Below are 20,536 nucleotides of genomic sequence, written 5' to 3'. Positions count from 1 at the left end.
GCAGCCGTATGGCTTACCAGCACGAAGTCTCCGAGACGGTCGTTGAGGAACTTCCTCAGCGATCGCTTGTTTTGGCGCTGCCCAGGGGCGACGGGAGCCGCATTGCCCTTGGTGACTCGACACTCGCAGGAGCCGATGGAGATGGTCCAGGGCGCGCTGGTGTGTTGGATGCTCTGCGGGTCGGGCGGCAGCCACCAGGGAAGCGCTGGCATGGTGTTCGCCGGCACTCTCGGTGACGGTCAACGGCGGCTGTCCGACCCAACCTGAAGCGCACGGAACGCGTGGAGCACCAGGTGGGAGGGGCACGGCTCTCTCCTTGGCACTGCGCATTCTCCCCAGATTCTCCCCAGGGCCCCGGATCGGCCCCTCGGAAGTGTTCGCTGTAGCGAACTAGACCAGAGGCTCTTGCCTGCCGTCTACAGCCAGTCGCGCTTCTTGAAGATGACGTAGAGGCTGACGCAGACCACTGCCATCAGCAGGATTGCGAAGGGGTAGCCACCTGCCCACTTCAGTTCCGGCATGTCCTCGAAGTTCATCCCGTAGATGGTTCCCACCAACGTGGGTGCAAACAGGATGGCGGCCCATGAGGAGATCTTCTTGATCTCCTCGTTCTGTTCGAAGCCGGCTTCGGCCAGGGCGCGCATTTCGGCGTTCTGCTGTTGGGAGACCAGGGTCGCGTTCACCGTGAGGATTTCGGTGAGGGCCTGGCGGAAGCCGTCGACGCGTTCGCTGGTGTGCGTGACGTGGTCCGCCACGTCGCGGAGGTAGCGCTGGAGTTCCTCGTCCGTGCCGTACTTCGCGAAGCCCGCCATCAGGCTGTGGAGCATGCCGACCAGGGGGCGGGTCGCGCGTTGGAACTCGACTGTCTCGCGGGAGAGTTCGTAGATGCGGCGGGAGACCGCCGGGTCGCCGCGGAAGACCTCCGTCTCGATCTCGTCGATGTCCGTCTGGACCCCCTCGACGACCGGGGCGTAGCCGTCCACCACCGCGTCGAGGATGGCGTACAGGGCGGCTTCCGGGCCCAGGGAGAGGAGTTCCGGGGTCTCCTCCATGCGGCGGCGGACGCGGGAGAGGTCCGGGGCGGCGCCGTGGCGGACGGTGATCAGGAAGTCCGGGCCGACGAAGACGTGGAGTTCGCCGAACTCGACCTCCTCCTGGGCGTCGAGGTAGCGGGCGGCCCTCAGGACGACGAAGAGGGTGCTGCCGTAGCGCTCCAGCTTGGGGCGCTGGTGGGCCTCCAGGGCATCCTCGACGGCGAGTTCGTGGAGTTTGAACTCGGTTGCCAGGGAGTGCAGTTCGAGTTCCGTGGGGCGGTGCAGGCCGATCCAGGCCATCCCCTCGGGCTCTTCGCGCAGCCGGCGGAAGGTGTCGGCCAGGGTGGCGGGGGAGGCGATCCGGCGGCCGTCGCGGTAGACGGCCGAGTCGACCACGCTGCGGTGGTCCGCGGGTGGTGGGGCCGGGGGCGCCGGCCGGGGGGGTGCGGGCGGGTTCGCCGGGGGCGTGGCCGGCGGTGAGGCGGAGCGGCGCCAGCCCGTGCGCTTGGCATCGGACGGGGTCGGACCTTGGTCTGGGCGCTCCGGCATCGCGGGTCAGCTCCCGGTCGAACGTGTGTTTACGGGCAAGGGGCAGGATATCTGAGGGAAAGCGACATTCGCGTTTGCTGGCGCCTGTTGATGTTCGGTTCCGTGGTGGTTGTCGGTGTTCGGTTCTGGATCTGTTTCCCTGGATTCGGCTGCTCGTGCCCGGCCCGTCGCCCCCCGCCTTCCGCCCCCGCCTCGGGATCGTCACGTTGCGGACAGGCGCTGTCCGCAAGGCGGACTAGCGTGAGGGTATGGCCTCCAGGACGACGCACCCCGTACTCGACACCCGCGCACTGAACCGTGCCACGCTGGCCCGCCAGCTGCTGCTGACCCGCGCCGAGATGTCCGCCCTGGACGCGGTCGGCCACCTCCTCGGGCTGCAGGCGCAGAACGTGAAGCCCCCCTACTTCCAGCTCCACGCCCGCCTCGCCGGCTTCCGTCCCGCCGAGCTCGCCGGGCTGATGGAGTCCCGGGAAGCGGTCCGGATCGTCACCATGCGCTCCACCATCCACACGCACACCGCGCACGACGCGCTCACGCTGCGGCCCCTCGTCCAGCCCGCCCGGGACCGGGAGGTCGCCTACTTCCGCACCGGCCTCGTCGGCGTCGACCTCGACTCCCTCGCCGCGCGCTCCCGGGAGTTCGTCGAGGCCGAGCCCCGCACCATGGGGGAGATCCGCGGGGAACTGCTCACGCACTGGCCGGACGCCGACCCGCAGTCGCTGGCCGTCGCCGCCCGCTGCCTCCTGCCGCTGGTCCAGGTCACCCCCCGCGGGGTGTGGGGGCGCAGCGGCCAGGTCCGGCTCACCACCGTCGAGAGCTGGCTCGGGGAGCCCGCCGCCCCGGCGCAGCCGGTGGACGAGGCCGTACGGCGCTACCTCGCCGCCTTCGGGCCCGCCTCCGTCAAGGACATGCAGCTCTGGGCCGGCCTGACCCGCCTGAAGCCGGCCTTCGAACGCCTGCGGCCGGAACTGGCCGTCTTCCAGGACGAGAACGGCGTGGAGCTGTTCGATCTGCCCGACGCGCTCCGCCCCGACCCCGGCACCCCGGCGCCGCCCCGCTTCCTCCCGGAGTTCGACAACCTTCTCCTCTCGCACGCCGACCGCTCCCGCGTCATCACCCCCGAGGCCAAGGGTCGTACGTGGACCGGCAACCAGGCCCACCGCACCCTGCTCGTCGACGGCTTCCTGGCAGGGCTGTGGGCCATGGACGGGTCCGTCGTCACCGTCGACCTCTTCCGCAAGGCCTCGGCCGCGGAGAAGACGGAGATCACCGCCGAAGCGGAGCTGCTCTTCGCCGGCCTGGGGGAGGGCGCGGGCGGGGCCACCACCTCCGTGCGCTTCGGGTCAATCCACGGCTGACGCCGCTCTGGTGCCCCGTACGGCGAACGCGGCACGATGCCTGCCATGACGACCGACAGCACGGACCGTACGCAGAACAGCGCCACCGGCCAGTTCCTCGCCGCCCGGGACTTCCTCCTGGAGCGCCGGGGGGACTACGAGGCCGCCCGCACCGGCTTCACCTGGCCCCGCCCCCACCGCTTCAACTGGGCCCTGGACTGGTTCGACCACATCGCCGCGGGCAACGACGCCGACGCCCTGCGCATCGTCGAGGAGGACGGCACCAGTGAGAGCCTCTCCTTCGCGGAGCTGGCCGTACGGTCCGACGCGGCCGCCAACTGGCTCCGCGCCCAGGGCGTCGCGCCGGGCGATCGGCTGCTGGTCATGCTCGGCAACCAGCGCGAGCTGTGGGAGGTGATGCTCGGCGCCATGAAGCTGCGCGCCGTCGTCATCCCCGCCACCCCGCTGCTCGGCGCGGCCGACCTGCGCGACCGGATCGAGCGGGGCCGCGTACGGCACGTCGTCACGCGCACCGAGGACACGGCCAAGTTCGACGCAGTACCCGGTGCCTACACCCGGATCGCCGCTGGCCCGGACGCCCCGGCCGGCTGGCACCGGCTCGCGGACATGTACGCCGCCCGGGAGCGCTTCACCCCCGACGGCGAGACCCTCGCCACCGACCCGCTGATGCTGTACTTCACCTCGGGCACCACCGACCGCCCCAAGCTCGTCGAGCACACGCACGCCTCGTACCCCATCGGGCACCTCTCCACCATGTACTGGCTCGGCCTGCGCCCCGGCGACGTCCACCTCAACATCGCCTCGCCCGGCTGGGCCAAGCACGCCTGGTCCAACCTCTTCGCCCCCTGGAACGCGGGCGCGACCGTCTTCGTCCACAACTACGCCCGCTTCGACGCCGAGCGGCTGATGCGCGAGATGGACCGGCACGGCGTGACCACCTTCTGCGCCCCGCCCACCGTGTGGCGGATGCTGATCCAGTCCGACCTGACCGGCCTGGCCCGGCCCCCGCGCGAGGCCGTCGCCGCCGGGGAGCCGCTCAACCCGGAGGTCATCGAGAAGGTCCGCGAGGCCTGGGGGGTCACCGTCCGCGACGGGTTCGGCCAGACCGAGACCACGCTCCAGGTCGGCAACTTCCCCGGGGTCCCGGTCAAGCCCGGCTCCATGGGCCGCCCGGCCCCCGGCTACACGATCGTGCTGCTCGACCCGGCCACCGGCAAGGAGTCCCCCGACGAGGGCGAGCTCTGCGTCGACCTGCGGACCCGGCCCGCCGGGGTGACGACCGGCTACCGCGACGACCCGGACCGGACCGCCGAGGCGATGGCGGACGGGCTCTACCGCACCGGGGACATCGCCGCGCGCGACGCCGACGGGTACCTCACCTACATCGGACGCTCCGACGACGTCTTCAAGGCCTCCGACTACAAGATCAGCCCGTTCGAGCTGGAGAGCGCCCTGCTGGAGCACGAGGCCGTGGCCGAGGCGGCCGTGGTGCCGGCCCCGGACGCGCTGCGCCTCGCCGTACCGAAGGCGTACGTGACCCTCGCCGCCGGCTGGGAGGCCGGGCCGGAGACGGCCCGGGCGCTGTTCGAGCACTCCCGCGCGGTGCTGTCCCCGTACAAGAGGATCCGCCGGATCGAGTTCGGGGACCTGCCGAAGACGGTCTCCGGCAAGATCCGCCGGGTGGAACTGCGGGAGCTGACGGCGGCAGGCTCGGCGGGGGAGTACGACGAGGCCGACCTGACCTGAGCCGCGCGGGCCCGTACGGGACGCCGTACCTGAGCCGTGCGGGGGCCCGTACGGGCACGGCCGCCGCTACGCCGGCAGGTGCGCCTCGATCGCGGCGACGACCTCGGGGGCCTCGGGCTCGGTGCGCGGGCGGAAGCGGGCCACGACCTCGCCCGCGGGGGAGATGAGGAACTTCTCGAAGTTCCACTGCACGTCGCCGGCCTCGCCCTCGGCGTCCGTGGTCTTCACCAGCTGCTGGTAGAGGGGGTGCCGGTTCTCGCCGTTGACGTCGGACTTCTCCAGCATGGGGAAGGTGACGCCGAAACCGGCCGCGCAGAACGTCTGGATGTCCTCGGCGTTGCCGGGCTCCTGCCCGCCGAACTGGTTGCAGGGCACGCCGATGACGGTGAAGCCCTTGGCCTCGTACGCGAACTGCAGGCGGGCCAGTCCCGAGTACTGCGGGGTGAGCCCGCACTGGGAGGCGGTGTTCACCAGCAGGATCGCCTTGCCCTTGTGGGCCGCGAGGCTGGTGGGCTCGTCGGTCAGGGTCGTCAGCGGGATGTCGTACAGGCTCATCTGGCACTCCTCGGCGGGAAGGCTGGCACGTGGTGGGTGACGCCTCCGAGCCTAGGCCCCCGTGCCGATCAGTTCGTCCGCCGGGTCGTTGACCGGCTGCGGCACGCCGGTCAGGTCCATCACGAACAGCGGGATCCCGAGGTCGTCCGCGCGGGTGCGGGCGTCCTCGGTGTATCCGGCGAGCGAGAAGTAGACGCTGGTGGCGGAGGCCGTGAGCCCCGTCAGCCAGACGCACTCCACCGCCCGCAGCCCGGCCGGCGACGTGGTCGGGTCCACCTGAGCCACCAGCCCCGGCGCTCGCAGGTCCACCGCCACGGCCGGAACGGGCCGCCCGTCGGGCTGCCGTACGTCCTGGAAGCCGAGCCAGCGCAGGTACAGCGCGGCCGTGGCCACCGCGTCACGGGCCGTACGGATGGTCACCGGGCGGAACGCCGGCCGCGGCACCGGGGCGGTCGGCGGCAGCGGTATGTGCGCCGGGTGCGCGTCGTGGCGCGGGTCGCGCCGGGCGCCGGGCCGAGAGGGACCGCCCGGACCGCCCGGGCCTCCGGCACCGCCCGACCCGTCGCGGCCGTCCGACCCGCCGCGCCCCGCGGACCGCGCCGGGCCGGTGTCCGCGGCCTCCGGCGGATGGACGGGGACCCGTACGACCGTGCCGCACGAGCCGCAGCCGACCTCGGGCCGCGGCCACGCGTCCTCCCGCCCGCAGGCCCCGCACCGCACCGTCACCCAGCTGTCCGACCACGTGCGGTGGGTCAGCGGCTCGGGCGCCGCCGTCAGATCGAGGGGCGGGGTGACCGGGCTCCCGCACGCGCAGGGGAAGACCGGGGCGGTGTAGCCGTTCTCCCGCAGGCACGCCGGGCAGCGCACCGGTACCGCGTCCGCCATGGACCTCGACCCCCTCCGTCGCTGTGCGTGGGTCCATGCTCCACCACCGGCGACCGTACGGGCGAGAGCGCCCGCCGAATCCGGCCGGGGATGCCGGTTTTTGTGCAACACACCGAGCGGCACGCGGCTTTTGGTGGCTTCCGGGGTCCCGTACCGCCTTGACGTGTGCGGGGCCGCCGCTTAGCTTGTTCCGTATAGCAGAACAAAACTTCCGGATTACGGAAAAGCCTGACCGCCAGACCCGCAGGAGAACCTGATGCCTCGTATGACAGCCGCCGCCGCTGCAGTGGAGATCCTCAAGCTCGAGGGTGTCGAACAAGCGTTCGGCGTGCCCGGTGCTGCGATCAACCCGTTCTACCGCGAGCTCAAGAACGTGGGCGGCGTCAAGCACACGCTGGCCCGCCACGTCGAGGGCGCCTCGCACATGGCCGAGGGCTACACGCGGGCCAAGGCGGGCAACATCGGTGTCTGCATCGGCACCTCGGGCCCGGCCGGCACCGACATGATCACCGGCCTGTACTCCGCGATCGCGGACTCGATCCCGATCCTGTGCATCACCGGTCAGGCTCCGGTCGCGAAGCTCCACAAGGAGGACTTCCAGGCCGTCGACATCGCCTCGATCGCCAAGCCGGTCACCAAGAAGGCCACCACCGTCCTGGAGGCCGCCCAGGTTCCGGGCGTGTTCCAGGAGGCCTTCCACCTGATGCGCTCCGGCCGCCCGGGCCCGGTCCTGATCGACCTCCCGATCGACGTCCAGCTGACCGAGATCGAGTTCGACCCGGAGACCTACGCGCCGCTGCCGGTCTACAAGCCGCGCGCCACCCGCGCCCAGGCGGAGAAGGCCCTGCGCTTCCTGCTGGAGTCCGAGCGCCCGCTGATCGTCTCCGGCGGCGGCATCATCAACGCCGACGCCTGCGACCTGCTGGTCGAGTTCGCCGAGCTGACCGGCGTCCCGGTCATCTCCACCCTCATGGGCTGGGGCACCATCCCGGACGACCACGAGCTGAGCGCGGGCATGGTCGGCGTGCAGACCTCGCACCGCTACGGCAACGCGACCTTCCTGGAGTCGGACTTCGTCCTCGGTATCGGCAACCGCTGGGCCAACCGCCACACCGGTTACAACCTGGACGCCTACACCAAGGGCCGCAAGTTCGTCCACGTCGACATCGAGCCCACCCAGATCGGCAAGATCTTCGCCCCGGACTTCGGCATCGCCTCCGACGCCAAGGCCGCCCTGGAGCTCTTCATCGAGGTCGCCAAGGACCTCAAGGCCGAGGGCAGGCTGCCCGACTTCAGCGCCTGGGCCGACTCGGCCCAGGAGCGCAAGGCCACCCTGCAGCGCCGCACGCACTTCGAGAACATCCCGATGAAGCCGCAGCGCGTGTACGAGGAGATGAACAAGGCCTTCGGCCCGGAGACGCGCTACGTCACCACCATCGGCCTCTCCCAGATCGCCGGCGCGCAGATGCTGCACGTCTACAAGCCGCGCAACTGGATCAACTGCGGCCAGGCCGGCCCGCTCGGCTGGACCATCCCGGCCGCGATCGGTGCCGCCACCGCCGACCCGGAGACCCCGATCGTCGCGCTCTCGGGCGACTACGACTTCCAGTTCATGATCGAGGAGCTCGCGGTCGCCGCGCAGCACAAGGTCCCGTACGTCCACGTCCTGGTGAACAACGCCTACCTGGGCCTGATCCGCCAGGCGCAGGGCGGCCTGGGCATCAACTTCGAGGTCAACCTCGAATTCGAGAACATCAACACCCCCGAGCTGGGCGTCTACGGCGTCGACCACGTCAAGGTCGCCGAGGGCCTGGGCGTCAAGGCCATCCGCGTCACCGACCCGGAGAAGCTGGGCGAGGCCTTCGAGCAGGCCAAGAAGCTGGCGCAGGAGTTCCAGGTCCCGGTCGTCGTCGAGGCCATCCTGGAGCGCATCACCAACATCTCGATGAGCAAGACGGTCGACATGAGCGACGTCACCGAGTTCGAAGAGCTCGCGACCGAGCCGGGCCACGCCCCGACCGCGATCAAGGCCCTCAAGGTCTGATCGTCCCCGGCCCGGCCCGCCGCCGCCCGCGCGACGACCCCCGCCCCCTCCGTCAGGAGGGGGCGGGGGCCGTTCTGTGTCGCCCGTGGGGCTCCGGTCCGGCGGGTCCGGCCGTACGGTGTCTTACGCGGGGCGGGGGCCGAGCTCCGCGTCCACCGCGCCGGTCAGCAGGGCGCGCGCCCGGTCGAGGGTGAGGGAGCCGCTCAGCCAGCGCTCGCTGAGCCCCTCCACCAGGGCGGTCAGCCGCTCCGCGGCGTCCAGCGGCGCGACGTGCGGGTCGGCGAGGCCGGCCGCCTGGGCGTCGGCGACGGCGTCCGCGGTGTACCGGGACCAGGAGCGCGTGGACTCGGCCAGGGTGGCCCGCAGGTCGGCGTCGAAGATGGCGCTGGACCGCAACTCGCCCCACGCGGTGCTGTTCTCGCGGACCCGGGGGATGTCCCGGAGCTCGCTCAGCAGCAACTGGAGCAGGACGGCGCGGGCGTCCGCGTTGTCCTCCAGAGCCTCGTCGGTGTAGCCGGTGGCACGGTCGCTGATGAAGGCGAGCGTGCGCTGGACCAGGCCGGCGCGGTCCTTGAAGTGGTAGTAGACGAGGGCGGTGGAGACCCCGGCCTCGGCCGCCAGCTCCTCCACGCGCAGCCCTCTGACCCCGTGGCGCGCGATGACGCGCACGGCTGCTGCCAGGATCGACGTCTGACGGTCTGCCACGCGTGTCCGCACCTTCCGACCGATGCCCGTTGACTGACCTTTCAGTCAGCTCCCCCACGATACCGCCCTGCTGCCGCTGTCCGCCCCCGGGAACGACAGAGCGCCGGGTCACGGGACCGTCCGTGACTCGGCGCTCTGATGTGTGACCGCCCGACGGGGCGAGGCTGGCGCGACAGGACGTTCGCACCGCCGGGCGGAGTTCGTGGGTCCCCGGCGTGCGGGGCCCCTGTGCGTGGCCCCCGTACGCGGGGAACGGGGAGGAGGGGATTCGGCCGGGACCGTGGCGGGCGGCGACGAGAACTCCGGCGTCGTCTCCCTCAGGTCAAGAGACGGGCCTCGGAACCCATTACCACCGCACTGGCTCACACGCCCGCCACGGTCCTCACGCGGCGCCAGCCGCACGGACTGGCGCAGTCTGCCCTCGCCGCGCACCACCCCTCATCCGGGTCCGCGGGTCGGGCTCGGTACCCGGGGCCTGACCTCCCGTCAGGCCCCCGGTACGGCTGGTCGGCTCAGGCGTCGCGCAGGGCGCGGACGGCCTCCTCGACGCGCTTGCCGTAGTCGGCGTCCGCGGCGTGGAAGTGAGCCAGGTTCTTCTCGATGACGTGCTCGAGGGTGACCTGCGAGAGGCCGCCCGCGATGTTCGCCACCAGACGCTGCTTGGCGTCCTCGGACATCAGGCGGTAGAGCTCACCGGCCTGGAAGAAGTCGTCGTCCTTGGTGTGCGCCGGAGCCTCGTGGGTGCCCGTGTAGCCGGAGACGGCCTGCGGGGCGCCCAGTGCCAGGCCGGTCTCGGCCGGACCCTGGTAGGAGTTGGGCTCGTAGTTCTTGTCGTGGCGCGAGCCGTTGCGCAGCGCCATGACGCCGTCGCGGCCGTAGTTCTCGGCCTTCGCCGCCTTCGGGGCGTTGACCGGCAGCAGGGTGTGGTTCACACCGAGGCGGTAGCGCTGGGCGTCGGCGTACGCGAAGAGGCGGCCCTGGAGCATCTTGTCCGGCGAGGCGGTGATGCCCGGGACGAAGTTGTTCGGGGAGAAGGCGGACTGCTCGACCTCGGCGAAGACGTTGTCCGGGTTGCGGTCGAGGACCAGCCGGCCCACGCGCTGCAGCGGGTAGTCGCTGTGCGGCCACACCTTGGTGAGGTCGAACGGGTTGAAGCGGTAGTCTGCGGCCTCGGCGGCGGGCATGATCTGGACGTAGAGGGTCCAGCTCGGGTTCACACCGCGCTCGATCGCCTGGAGCAGGTCGGTCTGGTGCGAGTTCGCGTCCGAGCCGACGAGCTCGGCGGCCTGGTCCGAGGACAGGCTGCGGATGCCCTGGTTCGTCTTGAAGTGGTACTTGACGAAGAAGGCCTCGCCCTGGGCGTTGGTCCACTGGTACGTGTGGGAGCCGTAGCCGTTCATGTGGCGGTAGGACGCGGGGATGCCGCGGTCACCCATCAGCCAGGTGATCTGGTGCGTCGCCTCGGGGGCGTGCGCCCAGAAGTCCCAGACGTTGTCCGGCTCCTGCTTGCCCGTGAAGGGGTCGCGCTTCTGGGAGTGGATGAAGTCGGGGAACTTGATCGGGTCCTTGATGAAGAACACCGGGGTGTTGTTGCCGACGAGGTCGTAGTTGCCCTCTTCGGTGTAGAACTTCAGCGCGAAGCCACGCGGGTCGCGGACCGCGTCCGCGCCACCCAGCGAGTCGGCCACGGTGGAGAACCGCAGGAAGGTCTCGGTCTTCTTGCCGACCGTGTTCAGGAACGCGGCGCTGGTGTACGCGGTGACGTCGTCCGTCACCTCGAAGTGACCGTACGCGGCCGAGCCGCGGGCGTGGACCACGCGCTCCGGGATGCGCTCGCGGTTGAAGCGGGCGAGCTTCTCAAGGAGCTGCTGGTCCTGGACCAGGAGCGGGCCACCGACGCCGGCGGTGGCGGAGTTCTGGTTGTCGGCGACCGGGGCGCCGGACTCGGTCGTCAGCGTGCGCTTCGACATGGTGACCTTCCGTACGGGTAACTGCCGACGGAAAGTGTCTTCCGTCATGCGGAACAGCCTAATTTCGGCACGAACTAAACGTCAACAGTTTGTTGAACAAAGTTGAAGGAGAGGAAATCCGGACGGTGCCGGCACTTGGGCGCGACAGGACAGGTGTCAGCACCGGCACCATCCGGAAACTCAAGGTCCCCGCGAGGGGGAGGGGTGGCGGCCCGGCGGAGCGGGCCGGCCGTCAGACCTGCGAGCCGGAGAGGCGCTCGACGGCGCGCAGCAGGGCCGAGTGGTCCAGGCCGCCGTCGCCCTGGGCGCGCAGCGAGGCGACCAGCTGGGCGACGACCGCGCCGACGGGAAGGGCGGCACCGACGTTGCGGGCGGCGTCGGTGACGATGCCCATGTCCTTGTGGTGCAGGTCGATCCGGAAACCGGGCTTGAAGTCGCGGTTCAGGAAGTTGTCCTTCTTGCGCGTCAGGACCGTGGAGCCGGCCAGACCGCCGTTGAGGACGTCCAGGGCGGCCTGGAGGTTCACGCCGGACTTCTCGAGGAAGACGACGGCCTCGGCGCACGCCTGGATGTTCACCGCGACGATGAGCTGGTTGGCGGCCTTCACCGTCTGGCCGGAGCCGTGCGGGCCGCAGAGCACGATGGTCTTGCCGAGGGCCTCCAGGACGGGCAGGGCCTCGTCGAAGTCGGCCTGCTCGCCGCCCACCATGATCGACAGGACGGCCTCGATGGCGCCGGCCTCGCCGCCGGACACCGGCGCGTCGATGACGCGGATGCCCTTCTCGGCGGCGTTCTTGGCGAGGTCGACCGAGGTCTGCGGGGTGATCGACGACATGTCGATGATCAGCGCGCCCGACCTGGCGTTCTCGAGGATGCCGTTCTCGCCGTAGGAGATGGCCTCGACCTGCGGGGAGGCGGGCACCATCGTGATGATGACGTCGGCGTCCTTGACGGCCTCGGCGATCGAGCCCGCGGCGCTGCCGCCGGCGGCGGCCAGGCGGTCCAGCTTGTCCTGCTCCAGCGTGAAGCCGGTGACCGGGTAGCCGGCCTTCAGGAGGTTCTCGGCCATGGGGGAGCCCATGATTCCGAGACCGATCCAGGCAATCTTGGGGAGGGTGCTCATGATGAGGGTCCTTCTCTTAATGCTTTGTACGAAAAGTTCGTGACGTGCCTGGCTGATCGCCCGGACTTTGTCCGCTACTTCGCGGCGCGGGCCTCGGCCGGCAGCCACGCGAAGGAGGCGGCGGCGTCGGCGGCCTTGTACTCCAAACCTACGTAGCCCTCGTACCCGGCCTTCCTCAGCTGGTCGAGCAGCTCCTCGAGGGGCAGCTCGCCGGTGCCGGGGGCACCGCGTCCCGGCTTGTCCGCGATCTGGACGTGCCCGGTCTTGGCGGCGTACTTTTCGACGACCTCGGAGAGGTCCTCATCGTTCATCGCCAGGTGGTACAGATCGAGCAGGAACTTGGCGTTCCCGAGGCCGGTGGCCTCGTTCACCTTGTCCACGACCTCGACGCCGGCCGGGGCGCTCACCAGGGGGTAGAGCGGCGACTCGGGCTTGTTGAGGGTCTCGATCAGGAGGATCGCGCCGACGCGGTCCGCGGCCCGGGCGGCCACGACCAGGTTCTTCAGGGCGAGCTCGTCCTGAACGGCGGGGTCCACGCCTTCGACGCGGTTGCCGTACAGGGCGTTGAGCGCCTTGCAGCCGACCGAGGCGGCGAAGTCCGCCGCCACGTTGATGTTGGCGTTGAAGCGCTCCGACTCCGCACCGGGTACCGAGACCGCGCCGCGGTCCGGGCCCGGCAGCTGGCCGGCGTAGAAGTTCAGGCCCACCAGCTGGGTGCCGGCGTCTTCAAGAGCCTTCTTGAGGGCGTCGAGCTCCGCCTGGGCGGGAGTGGGGGTCTCGATCCAGGGCCACCACAGCTCGACCGCCGTGAAGCCGGCCGCGGCGGCAGCCGCGGGACGCTCCAGGAGCGGGAGTTCCGTGAAGAGGATCGAAAGGTTTACATCGAAGCGCTGGTCCGTGTATCCCATGAGGGGTGTGCGCTCCTTCCGTATTGCGGAAGTTAGTTTCTGCTTGATGGAAGACTGCATGGGCTTCCGCGCGGATGTCAAGTGCGGACTCCCGAAGAATCATGACCGCGGGGTAGCTTGACCGCGTGCGATTGAGAGTGGAGTTCACGACCGAGCCCTTCGATCTCGAAGAGGCCCCCGCCCATGCCGTGGCCGCTCGCGAGGTCATCCAGAAGGCCCAGCTGGACGCGGTGGACGTCGGCCCCTTCGGCAACACCGCGGAAGGGGAGGCCGCCGACGTCCTCGACGCGGTGGCCGCGCTGCTGCGCGGCTCGCTGGGGGCAGGCGCCACCCGCGTGTCGCTCCAGGTGAACGTGATCGGGGAGGGCGCGCAGTGACCGAGCCCCGCGACCACCCGTTCGTCGCCGCGGTCAAGCCGCTGGTGGACGCGATGGGCGGCGAGCTGATGGACCCGTCCCTGGCCCAGCCCGACGACGTCGTCCTCACCTGGGAGGGTCAGGACCTGCTGGCCGTGCGCCTGCCGCAGCTCTCGGACTCGCTGGACCACATCCTCGCCGCCCTGGAGCGCCGGCACGGCGTACCGCTGTCGAAGCTGGACCGCAAGGCCAAGCAGGACGTCGTACGGATACTGGAGGCGCGGGGCGCCTTCTCCGTGCGGCACGGCGTGGAGACGGTCGCGGGCGCCCTGGGCGTAAGCCGCTTCACGGTCTACAACTACTTGAACAGGGACGCAGCCCTCCAGAAGGGCCCCGACGGGAACAGCCGGGAGTGACGGCTCCTGACCCACGGTGACGAGCCGCCGCCCTATTCATCCGGGCGGCGGCTTTTGTGTACGGGAAGTTTCAACAAAGTGTTGACGCCGTGTTGTCGAGGGCGTTAGCTATGCGCAGCCCGTCAATGCAACAACAGGCCACGGAGGCCTACCGTGACTTCGAGTCCGACCCCGGGTCTCACCCGGTTCAACGCCTTGGACGACAGCGCGGCCGCGGCCGAGCTGCACGAGGTCTGCGCCAGTTCGGCATGGGGCGGCAAACTCCTCGCCCAGCGCCCCTTCACCACCGTCGAGTCCCTGTTCTCGGCCAACGAGTCCGCCATGGCGGAGCTCACCGCCGAGGACCTGGGCGAGGCCATGGGAGGCCACGCGCCGATCGGCCGGCCGAAGCCGGGAGACCCGACCTCCGCCCGCGAGCAGCGCGGCATGGCCGGTGCCTCGGAGGAGCTGAAGAACGAGCTCCTCGAACTGAACCTGGCGTACCAGGAGAAGTTCGGCCACGTCTTCCTCATCTGCGCCACCGGTGCGACCGGTGAGTTCATGCGGGACGCGGTCAGGGTCCGGATCGACAACTCGCCGGAGCAGGAGCGGGAAACCGCCCGCGGCGAGCTGGTCAAGATCAACAAGATCCGCCTGACCCGACTCGTAGAAGGAGAGTGACCTGACGATGAGCACCGAGACCACCGCGTCGGTGTCCACGCACATCCTGGACACCAGCATCGGCAAGCCCGCCGAGGGCGTCGCCATCTCGCTGTCGGCCCGCACGGGCCTGGACGGCGCGTGGGCGGCCCTGGGCGGCTCCGCCACCGATGCGGACGGGCGCTGCAAGGACCTGCCGGCCCTGCCGGAGGGCACCACCCACGTACGTCTCGACTTCGAGACCGAGACGTATTTCGCAAAGAAGCAAGCCGAGGCGCAGCAGGACGCCCCCCGCGTAAGGGACAGCGGTGCGTTCTTCCCCGAGGTAACGATCACCTTCGCGGTGAACCCGGGCGAGCACTATCACGTACCGCTGCTGCTCAACCCGTTCGGCTACTCCGTTTACCGAGGGAGCTAGTCATGGCCACGATTCTCGGCCAGAACCAGTACGGCAAAGCAGAGAACCGCGTCGTCAAGATCACGCGGGACGGCGACACGCACCACATCAAGGACCTGAACGTCTCGGTCGCCCTCTCCGGTGACATGGACGACGTCCACTACTCCGGCTCGAACGCCAACGTCCTTCCGACGGACACCACCAAGAACACGGTGTACGCGTTCGCCAAGGAGTACGGCATCGAGTCCGCCGAGCAGTTCGGCATCCACCTGGCGCGCTGGTTCGTCAACAGCCAGGAGCCGATCCAGAAGGCGCGCATCCGGATCGAGGAGTACTCCTGGTCCCGGATCGCCACCTCGGACGCGAACTCCAAGTTCATCGGCGCCGACGAGGTGAACCACTCCTTCGTCCGCGAGGGCATGGAGACCCGCGTCACCCAGATCACGTACGACGGCAAGAACTGGGAGGTCATATCCGGCCTCAAGGACCTGACCGTCATGAACTCCACGAACTCCGAGTTCTGGGGGTACGTGAAGGACAAGTACACGACGCTGAAGGAGGCCTACGACCGCATCCTGGCGACCCAGGTTTCGGCTCGCTGGCGCTTCGCCTGGTCCGATGACGAGCAGCGGATGCCCAACTGGGAGAAGTCCTACGCCGAGACCCGCAAGCACATGCTGCAGGCCTTCGCGGAGACCTACTCCCTGTCGCTGCAGCAGACCCTTTACCAGATGGGTTCGCGCATCATCAACCACCGTTCGGAGATCGACGAGGTCCGCTTCTCGCTCCCGAACAAGCACCACTTCCTCGTCGACCTGGAGCCCTTCGGCCTCAAGAACGACAACGAGGTCTACTTCGCCGCGGACCGCCCGTACGGTCTGATCGAGGCCACCGTCCTCCGGGACGGCGTCGATGCCCGCATCCCCGTGGACATGACCAACCTCTGATGCGGTACACGTGTCCCGGGGCCCCGCAGTGGCCCCGGGGCGCGACACCTCGCACTTCCTGAATCGGCACCCGGACGCACCACACGGGGCGGCAGTACTGTCAGCTGTCAAGGCCCCCGGCTCCGGCACTCAAATCCCCAGGGTTCTGCCGTGCCCGCACCGCCACTGAAAGCACGAGGAAGTCCCATGGCAGCATCGGCAGCCCTTGACAGCGCCGTAGAGCGCATCGTCATCGAGAACTGTGCGATTGCGACCGTCGACGCGAACGACACCGAGTACGCCTCGGGCTACGTGGTCGTCGCCGGCAACAAGATCGAGTCGATCGGTGCGGGCAGGGCCCCCGAGAAGCTCGACAATGTGGTCCGCCGCATCGACGGCACGGGTCACCTCGTCACCCCGGGTCTGGTCAACACCCACCACCACTTCTACCAGTGGATCACGCGTGGTCTGGCCACCGACCACAACCTCTTCAACTGGCTGGTCGCGCTGTACCCGACGTGGGCGCGCATCGACGAGCAGATGACGTACACGGCCGCGCAGGGATCCCTGGCGATGATGGCCAAGGGCGGCGTCACCACCGCCATGGACCACCACTACGTCTTCCCCAAGGGCTCCGGCGACCTCTCCGGCTCGATCATCCGTGCCGCGTCCGAGATGGGCGTCCGCTTCACCCTCGCCCGCGGTTCCATGGACCGCAGCGAGAAGGACGGCGGCCTGCCGCCGGACCACGCGGTCGAGACCCTCGAAGGCGCGCTCGCCGACACCGAGGCGACCGTCAAGAGGCACCACGACTACTCCTTCGACGCGATGACGCAGGTCGCCGTCGCCCCGTGCTCGCCGTTCTCGGTCTCCACCGAGCTGCTGAAGCAGGGCGCCGAGCTGGCCCGCCGCCTCGGTGTGCGCATGCACACGCACGGCAGCGAGACCGTCGAGGAGGAGCAGTTCTGCAAGGAACTGTTCGGCATGGGCCCGACCGACTACTTCGAGTCGACCGGCTGGCTCGGCGAGGACGTGTGGATGGCGCACAGCGTCCACATGAACGACTCCGACATCGCCGCGTTCGCCCGCACCAAGACCGGTGTCGCGCACTGCCCGTCCTCCAACGCCCGTCTGGCCGCCGGCATCGCCCGCGTGCCGGACATGCTCGCCGCCGGTGTCCCGGTCGGCCTCGGCGTGGACGGCACCGCCTCCAACGAGTCCGGCGAGCTGCACACCGAGCTGCGCAACGCGCTCCTCATCAACCGCCTCAACCCGGTGCACCGCGAGCGGGCGCTCAACGCCCGCCAGGCCCTGCGCCTCGGTACGTACGGCGGCGCCCAGGTGCTCGGCCGCGCCGACAACATCGGCTCGCTCGAGGTCGGCAAGTGCGCCGACCTGGTGATGTGGAACCTGAGCACCCTGGCCCACTCCTCGATCGCCGACCCGGTCACCGCGCTCGTCTTCGGCGCGGCCGCCCCGGTCACCCTCTCGCTGGTCAACGGCAAGCAGATCGTCGAGAACAACCGACTCCTCTTCGCCGACGAGGACGCCATCGCCGCGTCCACGCGGGAAGAGGCCCAGCGCCTCGCGCGCATCTCCGCGCAGGCCTGATCCCCGGAGTCCGGCCGGGGGGGACGGCCCCCGGCCGGCGGCCGCGGACCCGAGCGGGGTCCGCGGCAGCCGTTCCCGGGAAGCGCCCGAGGTGATCCGAGGGCGCCCCCGGGGCGGTGACTCGTGCCGCGCGCACCGCACGGACACCCGTACCGCGCCGCTGCCACGGCACAGCCAGCTCCTTCGCACAGCACCACCGCACGGAACCACCCCCGTGGAACCACCCTCGTGGAACCGGTTTGGGCGAATCGTTTCCGCACCCCTTGGGACAAGCACGCGAAGCACACCACCCACAACTGAATCAGCTCGACTCGCACCCCTTTCGCACCACCTCCATGACACCCACGTCCCTGCCGACGTGTTACCCGACCGGAGGAAGCCGTGGCCGCAACGCCCAGGTTTCGCAAAGACGCAGTCGCAGTACCGGAGGAGAAGCACCCGGTCGACGAGACCTTGCCTCCGCTGAAAATGTTCACGAGCGGTCTCCAGCACGTGGCCGCCATGTACGCAGGTGTCGTCGCCCCGCCCATGATCGTCGGCCCCGCCGTCGGTCTCTCCGCCACCGAGACCGCCTTCCTGATGGGCGCCTCGCTCTTCACCGCGGGCCTCGCCACCCTCCTCCAGACCCTCGGGTTCTGGAAGATCGGCGCGAAGCTCCCCTTCGTCAACGGCGTCTCCTTCGCCGGTGTCACCCCGATGATCGCGATAGGCAAGGGCGAGGGGGACAACGCGATCCCCGTCATCTTCGGCGCGATCATCGTCGCCGGGGTCCTCGGCTTCTTCGCGGCCCCCTACTTCGGCAAACTCGTCCGCTTCTTCCCGCCGGTCGTGACGGGAACGGTCATCACCCTGATCGGCGTCTCGCTCCTGCCGGTGGCCTTCAACTGGTCGCAGGGCGGGAACAGCACCGCCGCCGACTACGGCTCGATGAAGAACATCGGCATGGCCGCGGCGACCCTCGTGATCGTCCTGCTGATGCGCAAGTTCCTCCGCGGCTTCCTCCAGCAGATCGCCATCCTGCTCGGCCTGGTCGCGGGCACGCTCATCGCGATTCCGCTCGGCATGACCAGCTTCGACGCGATCAAGAACGCGTCGATCGTGGGATTCCCGACGCCGTTCCACTTCGGCGCCCCGCAGTTCCAGGTCGCCGCCATCATCTCGATGTGCATCGTCATGCTCGTCTGCATGACCGAGTCCACCGCCGACATCCTGGCGCTGGGCAAGATCGTCGGTCGGCCGGCGGACGCCAGGACGATCGAGGGCGGTCTGCGTGCCGACACCCTGGGCAGCGCGATCAGCCCGCTGTTCAACGGCTTCATGTGCAGCGCCTTCGCCCAGAACATCGGGCTCGTCGCCATGACGAAGGTGCGCAGCCGGTTCGTCGTCGCCGCCGGGGGTGGCATCCTGATCCTGCTGGGGCTGTGTCCGATGGCCGCCTCGGTCATCGCGCTGGTGCCGCTGCCGGTCCTCGGCGGCGCGGGCATCGTCCTCTTCGGGTCGGTGGCGGCCAGCGGCATCCAGACCCTGGCGGGCGCGGCCATGGAGAAGGGCGAGAACGCCCTGATCGTCGCCGCCTCGGTGGGCATCGGCCTGATCCCGATCGCCGCGCCGGAGTTCTACCACGCCTTCCCGAAGGACCTCCTGGTCGTCCTCGACTCGGGCATCAGTACCGGCTGCGTGGTGGCCATCCTGCTGAACCTGGCCTTCAACCACCTAGGCGCCAAGAAGGACGCGGCCCAGGCGGCCGCTCCGGAACCGGTGCCGGTGCACTGACCGGAGGGGGCCCCGAGCCCGGCCCGGCCGGCCCGAGGGGCGCCGGCCGGACCGTACGGCGGTGCGCACGCCACCCACTGCGGGTGTGGCGTGCGCACCGCCGTCTCCGGGGTTCCGGCTGGAGCCCCTCCGGCGCGGGGCGGGGCGCGGGGCCCCTCCCGCACCGGCAGGTCGCGGTCCAGGCCGCTCACGGGGCATGCCGGCCCGCACCTCCGCGCTCAGCCGGGTTTCCGGCGCCGCGGGTCCGGCGGAATCCGAAGGGGACGGCCTACGGGGCCGGGACGAGGTACATCCCCGTCTGGTCCGCTCCGGCGGTGTTCTTGCAGCCGAACCCGCCGGAGGCCGGCTGGGCGACGACCAGGGCCAGGCAGCGCCCCGCGGCCAGCTGCCCGAAGTGGTTCGGGTGCATCGACTCCTGGACCAGCCCCTGGGTCTCACTGCTGTCGATCCACCGGGCCCACTCGCTGGTCTTCGCCGAGGCCGGAGCGGCCGTGGTCACGAGCCTGCTGGCCTTGGCGCACACCTCGCGCCCCTGGAGCATGTCCCGCAGGTCGAGGAACTGCACGCCCTTCGCCGCGGCGACCCCCTTGATGCGGTTCGCGATCTGCGGCACGAGCGAGTCCCGCGCCCAGTCGGAGTCCCGGTTCCAGAACGGGCAGCCGCCGGTGTTCAGCCGGCTCCAGTCGCTCTGCGTGTACCGGTTCTCGGCGCCGCGCGGAATCGGGGACGGGTAGGACTGCAGGACGATGCGGTACGCGGCGTCGGCGTACCCGGCCGCGCGCATCACGGCCCGCACCTCGTCGACGGACTTGCCGACGTCCGCCATGACCTGGTCGATCTTCTGGTCCACGCCGTACTGCTGGTCGTCGTGGCAGTAGGAGTTCCAGATGATGAAGTCGTACGCGCAGTCCTTGATGATGTCGGCGAAGCCCAGGTCGTTGCCGCCGATGGACAGGGCGATGATCTCGACGTCGTTGGCCGCGGCCACGGCGGCGAGCCGGTCGGCCTGCGGAGCCTCGCCCTTGAAGGCGACGCCGCCGTTGGAGGCGCGGAAGACGTTCTCCGAAGTGGAGCCGGAGCAGGCCAGGTTGACGGCGACGTCGGCTATCGGGCCGGCGCTGCGCACCTCGGCCGAGTCGGAGCGGTGGCACCCGCCCGCCGTGGTCCCGTACACCTTGCCGGGGTCGTACGTGCTGCCGCTGACCCAGGCCCGGTCCGTCCCGGTCCTGTTGCCGCTGTTGGTGAGGCTGTTGCCCTTCCAGCGGCCCGCCTCGCCGGAGATGTAGCTGTCGCCCATGGACACCACGGCGGTGGGCCCGTTGCCGGGACTCGCCGCCGAGGTCCCGGCCCCGCCGGCCACCAGGGCGCCGACGGCGAGCGGCAGGACCAACCCGGCCCCGGCGAGCCGTCGCACACGACTGCCGGTCCGGTCCTTGCTGACGTTGCGGAATCCGATCACTGCGGAACTCCTGCGGTAGGCCATGGCGAAGCCGGGAACAACTCCGGTGCATGGCTGGGGAAGTGGGGGAAACCGCCGGCCG

18 protein-coding genes are annotated in these 20,536 nt (G+C 70.0%); 10 read left to right on the top strand and 8 right to left on the bottom strand.

All coding sequences use genetic code 11. The features are described 5' to 3' along the window. Positions 1–416: 416 nt before the first annotated feature. Positions 417–1,583, bottom strand: coding sequence for a magnesium and cobalt transport protein CorA (locus ACFWTC_RS12395; RefSeq protein ID WP_383915808.1), 1,167 nt, complete (start codon positions 1,581–1,583; stop codon positions 417–419). A 248-nt stretch (positions 1,584–1,831) separates the two neighbouring features. Between ACFWTC_RS12395 and ACFWTC_RS12390 the strand changes: the two genes are divergently transcribed. Both ACFWTC_RS12390 and ACFWTC_RS12385 read left to right on the top strand, forming a co-directional pair. Continuing rightward, entirely contained in the window at positions 1,832–2,941 is a 1,110-nt protein-coding gene (locus ACFWTC_RS12390; RefSeq protein WP_384027911.1) for a winged helix DNA-binding domain-containing protein, read from the top strand. 45 nt (positions 2,942–2,986) lie between these two features. After that, the gene (locus tag ACFWTC_RS12385; RefSeq protein ID WP_384027912.1) at positions 2,987–4,687 is read left to right on the top strand and encodes an AMP-binding protein; all 1,701 of its coding nucleotides are present in this window, start codon (positions 2,987–2,989) and stop codon (positions 4,685–4,687) included. 66 nt (positions 4,688–4,753) lie between these two features. On the opposite strand, the gene ACFWTC_RS12380 is transcribed toward ACFWTC_RS12385, so the two are convergent. Both ACFWTC_RS12380 and ACFWTC_RS12375 read right to left on the bottom strand, forming a co-directional pair. Further along, complete coding sequence (locus ACFWTC_RS12380) at positions 4,754–5,242, bottom strand: glutathione peroxidase (RefSeq protein WP_383915802.1); 489 nt, start codon at positions 5,240–5,242, stop codon at positions 4,754–4,756. Positions 5,243–5,293: 51 nt separating this feature from the next. Further along, the gene (locus ACFWTC_RS12375; RefSeq protein ID WP_384027913.1) at positions 5,294–6,127 is read right to left on the bottom strand and encodes a hypothetical protein; all 834 of its coding nucleotides are present in this window, start codon (positions 6,125–6,127) and stop codon (positions 5,294–5,296) included. A 256-nt stretch (positions 6,128–6,383) separates the two neighbouring features. On the opposite strand from ACFWTC_RS12375, the gene gcl reads away from it, so the two are divergent. Then, the gene (gcl, locus tag ACFWTC_RS12370; protein ID WP_383915799.1) at positions 6,384–8,171 is read left to right on the top strand and encodes a glyoxylate carboligase; all 1,788 of its coding nucleotides are present in this window, start codon (positions 6,384–6,386) and stop codon (positions 8,169–8,171) included. A gap of 123 nt (positions 8,172–8,294) precedes the next feature. Here gcl and ACFWTC_RS12365 read toward each other — a convergent pair whose 3' ends face one another. The 4 genes from ACFWTC_RS12365 to ACFWTC_RS12350 all read right to left on the bottom strand — a co-directional run bounded on the left by ACFWTC_RS12365 (position 8,295) and on the right by ACFWTC_RS12350 (position 12,877). Beyond that, positions 8,295–8,876, bottom strand: coding sequence for a TetR/AcrR family transcriptional regulator (locus tag ACFWTC_RS12365; RefSeq protein WP_383915797.1), 582 nt, complete (start codon positions 8,874–8,876; stop codon positions 8,295–8,297). 512 nt (positions 8,877–9,388) lie between these two features. After that, positions 9,389–10,846 (bottom strand): catalase, encoded by a 1,458-nt coding sequence (locus ACFWTC_RS12360; RefSeq protein WP_383915876.1) that lies wholly within the window; start codon positions 10,844–10,846, stop codon positions 9,389–9,391. 232 nt (positions 10,847–11,078) lie between these two features. Beyond that, entirely contained in the window at positions 11,079–11,969 is an 891-nt protein-coding gene (locus tag ACFWTC_RS12355; RefSeq protein ID WP_384027914.1) for a 2-hydroxy-3-oxopropionate reductase, read from the bottom strand. Between the two features lie 74 nt (positions 11,970–12,043). After that, positions 12,044–12,877 (bottom strand): TIM barrel protein, encoded by an 834-nt coding sequence (locus tag ACFWTC_RS12350; protein WP_383915794.1) that lies wholly within the window; start codon positions 12,875–12,877, stop codon positions 12,044–12,046. A 125-nt stretch (positions 12,878–13,002) separates the two neighbouring features. Between ACFWTC_RS12350 and ACFWTC_RS12345 the strand changes: the two genes are divergently transcribed. The 7 genes from ACFWTC_RS12345 to ACFWTC_RS12315 all read left to right on the top strand — a co-directional run bounded on the left by ACFWTC_RS12345 (position 13,003) and on the right by ACFWTC_RS12315 (position 18,995). Then, positions 13,003–13,254, top strand: a complete 252-nt coding sequence (locus ACFWTC_RS12345) for a hypothetical protein (protein ID WP_383915792.1) — start codon at positions 13,003–13,005, stop codon at positions 13,252–13,254. Beyond that, positions 13,251–13,649 carry a helix-turn-helix domain-containing protein gene (locus ACFWTC_RS12340; protein ID WP_383915790.1) on the top strand — a complete coding sequence of 133 codons (399 nt, stop codon included), beginning with the start codon at positions 13,251–13,253 and terminating at the stop codon, positions 13,647–13,649. Before ACFWTC_RS12345 ends, ACFWTC_RS12340 begins: the two co-directional genes overlap by 4 nt. Before the next feature lie 153 nt (positions 13,650–13,802). Beyond that, positions 13,803–14,309 carry a 2-oxo-4-hydroxy-4-carboxy-5-ureidoimidazoline decarboxylase gene (gene uraD, locus ACFWTC_RS12335; protein ID WP_384027915.1) on the top strand — a complete coding sequence of 169 codons (507 nt, stop codon included), beginning with the start codon at positions 13,803–13,805 and terminating at the stop codon, positions 14,307–14,309. 7 nt (positions 14,310–14,316) lie between these two features. Beyond that, a complete protein-coding gene (uraH, locus tag ACFWTC_RS12330) occupies positions 14,317–14,706 on the top strand; it encodes a hydroxyisourate hydrolase (RefSeq protein WP_383903371.1) in 390 nt (129 codons plus the stop codon). Between the two features lie 2 nt (positions 14,707–14,708). Further along, positions 14,709–15,632 (top strand): factor-independent urate hydroxylase, encoded by a 924-nt coding sequence (gene pucL, locus ACFWTC_RS12325; RefSeq protein ID WP_267720235.1) that lies wholly within the window; start codon positions 14,709–14,711, stop codon positions 15,630–15,632. A gap of 186 nt (positions 15,633–15,818) precedes the next feature. After that, positions 15,819–17,222 carry an 8-oxoguanine deaminase gene (locus tag ACFWTC_RS12320; protein ID WP_383915786.1) on the top strand — a complete coding sequence of 468 codons (1,404 nt, stop codon included), beginning with the start codon at positions 15,819–15,821 and terminating at the stop codon, positions 17,220–17,222. Positions 17,223–17,603: 381 nt separating this feature from the next. After that, the gene (locus ACFWTC_RS12315; RefSeq protein ID WP_383915784.1) at positions 17,604–18,995 is read left to right on the top strand and encodes a nucleobase:cation symporter-2 family protein; all 1,392 of its coding nucleotides are present in this window, start codon (positions 17,604–17,606) and stop codon (positions 18,993–18,995) included. A 268-nt stretch (positions 18,996–19,263) separates the two neighbouring features. On the opposite strand, the gene ACFWTC_RS12310 is transcribed toward ACFWTC_RS12315, so the two are convergent. Beyond that, positions 19,264–20,454 carry a GDSL-type esterase/lipase family protein gene (locus ACFWTC_RS12310; protein WP_383915782.1) on the bottom strand — a complete coding sequence of 397 codons (1,191 nt, stop codon included), beginning with the start codon at positions 20,452–20,454 and terminating at the stop codon, positions 19,264–19,266. Positions 20,455–20,536: the final 82 nt, after the last annotated feature.

Origin of the sequence: Streptomyces sp. NPDC058619, assembly GCF_042717785.1 — a bacterium.
Classification (GTDB): Bacteria; Actinomycetota; Actinomycetes; order Streptomycetales; family Streptomycetaceae; genus Streptomyces.
Note: the sequence above shows the minus strand (reverse complement) of the source record. Positions and strands in the feature narration are given on the sequence as shown.

What these genes read in the sequence shown, in the direction of transcription:
- ACFWTC_RS12395 (WP_383915808.1), bottom strand. Translation starts at nt 1,583, where the DNA reads ATGCCGGAGCGCCCAGACCAAGGTCCGACCCCGTCCGATGCCAAGCGC.
- ACFWTC_RS12390 (WP_384027911.1), top strand. Translation starts at nt 1,832, where the DNA reads ATGGCCTCCAGGACGACGCACCCCGTACTCGACACCCGCGCACTGAAC.
- ACFWTC_RS12385 (WP_384027912.1), top strand. Translation starts at nt 2,987, where the DNA reads ATGACGACCGACAGCACGGACCGTACGCAGAACAGCGCCACCGGCCAG.
- ACFWTC_RS12380 (WP_383915802.1), bottom strand. Translation starts at nt 5,242, where the DNA reads ATGAGCCTGTACGACATCCCGCTGACGACCCTGACCGACGAGCCCACC.
- ACFWTC_RS12375 (WP_384027913.1), bottom strand. Translation starts at nt 6,127, where the DNA reads ATGGCGGACGCGGTACCGGTGCGCTGCCCGGCGTGCCTGCGGGAGAAC.
- gcl (WP_383915799.1), top strand. Translation starts at nt 6,384, where the DNA reads ATGCCTCGTATGACAGCCGCCGCCGCTGCAGTGGAGATCCTCAAGCTC.
- ACFWTC_RS12360 (WP_383915876.1), bottom strand. Translation starts at nt 10,846, where the DNA reads ATGTCGAAGCGCACGCTGACGACCGAGTCCGGCGCCCCGGTCGCCGAC.
- ACFWTC_RS12355 (WP_384027914.1), bottom strand. Translation starts at nt 11,969, where the DNA reads ATGAGCACCCTCCCCAAGATTGCCTGGATCGGTCTCGGAATCATGGGC.
- ACFWTC_RS12350 (WP_383915794.1), bottom strand. Translation starts at nt 12,877, where the DNA reads ATGGGATACACGGACCAGCGCTTCGATGTAAACCTTTCGATCCTCTTC.
- uraH (WP_383903371.1), top strand. Translation starts at nt 14,317, where the DNA reads ATGAGCACCGAGACCACCGCGTCGGTGTCCACGCACATCCTGGACACC.
- pucL (WP_267720235.1), top strand. Translation starts at nt 14,709, where the DNA reads ATGGCCACGATTCTCGGCCAGAACCAGTACGGCAAAGCAGAGAACCGC.
- ACFWTC_RS12320 (WP_383915786.1), top strand. Translation starts at nt 15,819, where the DNA reads ATGGCAGCATCGGCAGCCCTTGACAGCGCCGTAGAGCGCATCGTCATC.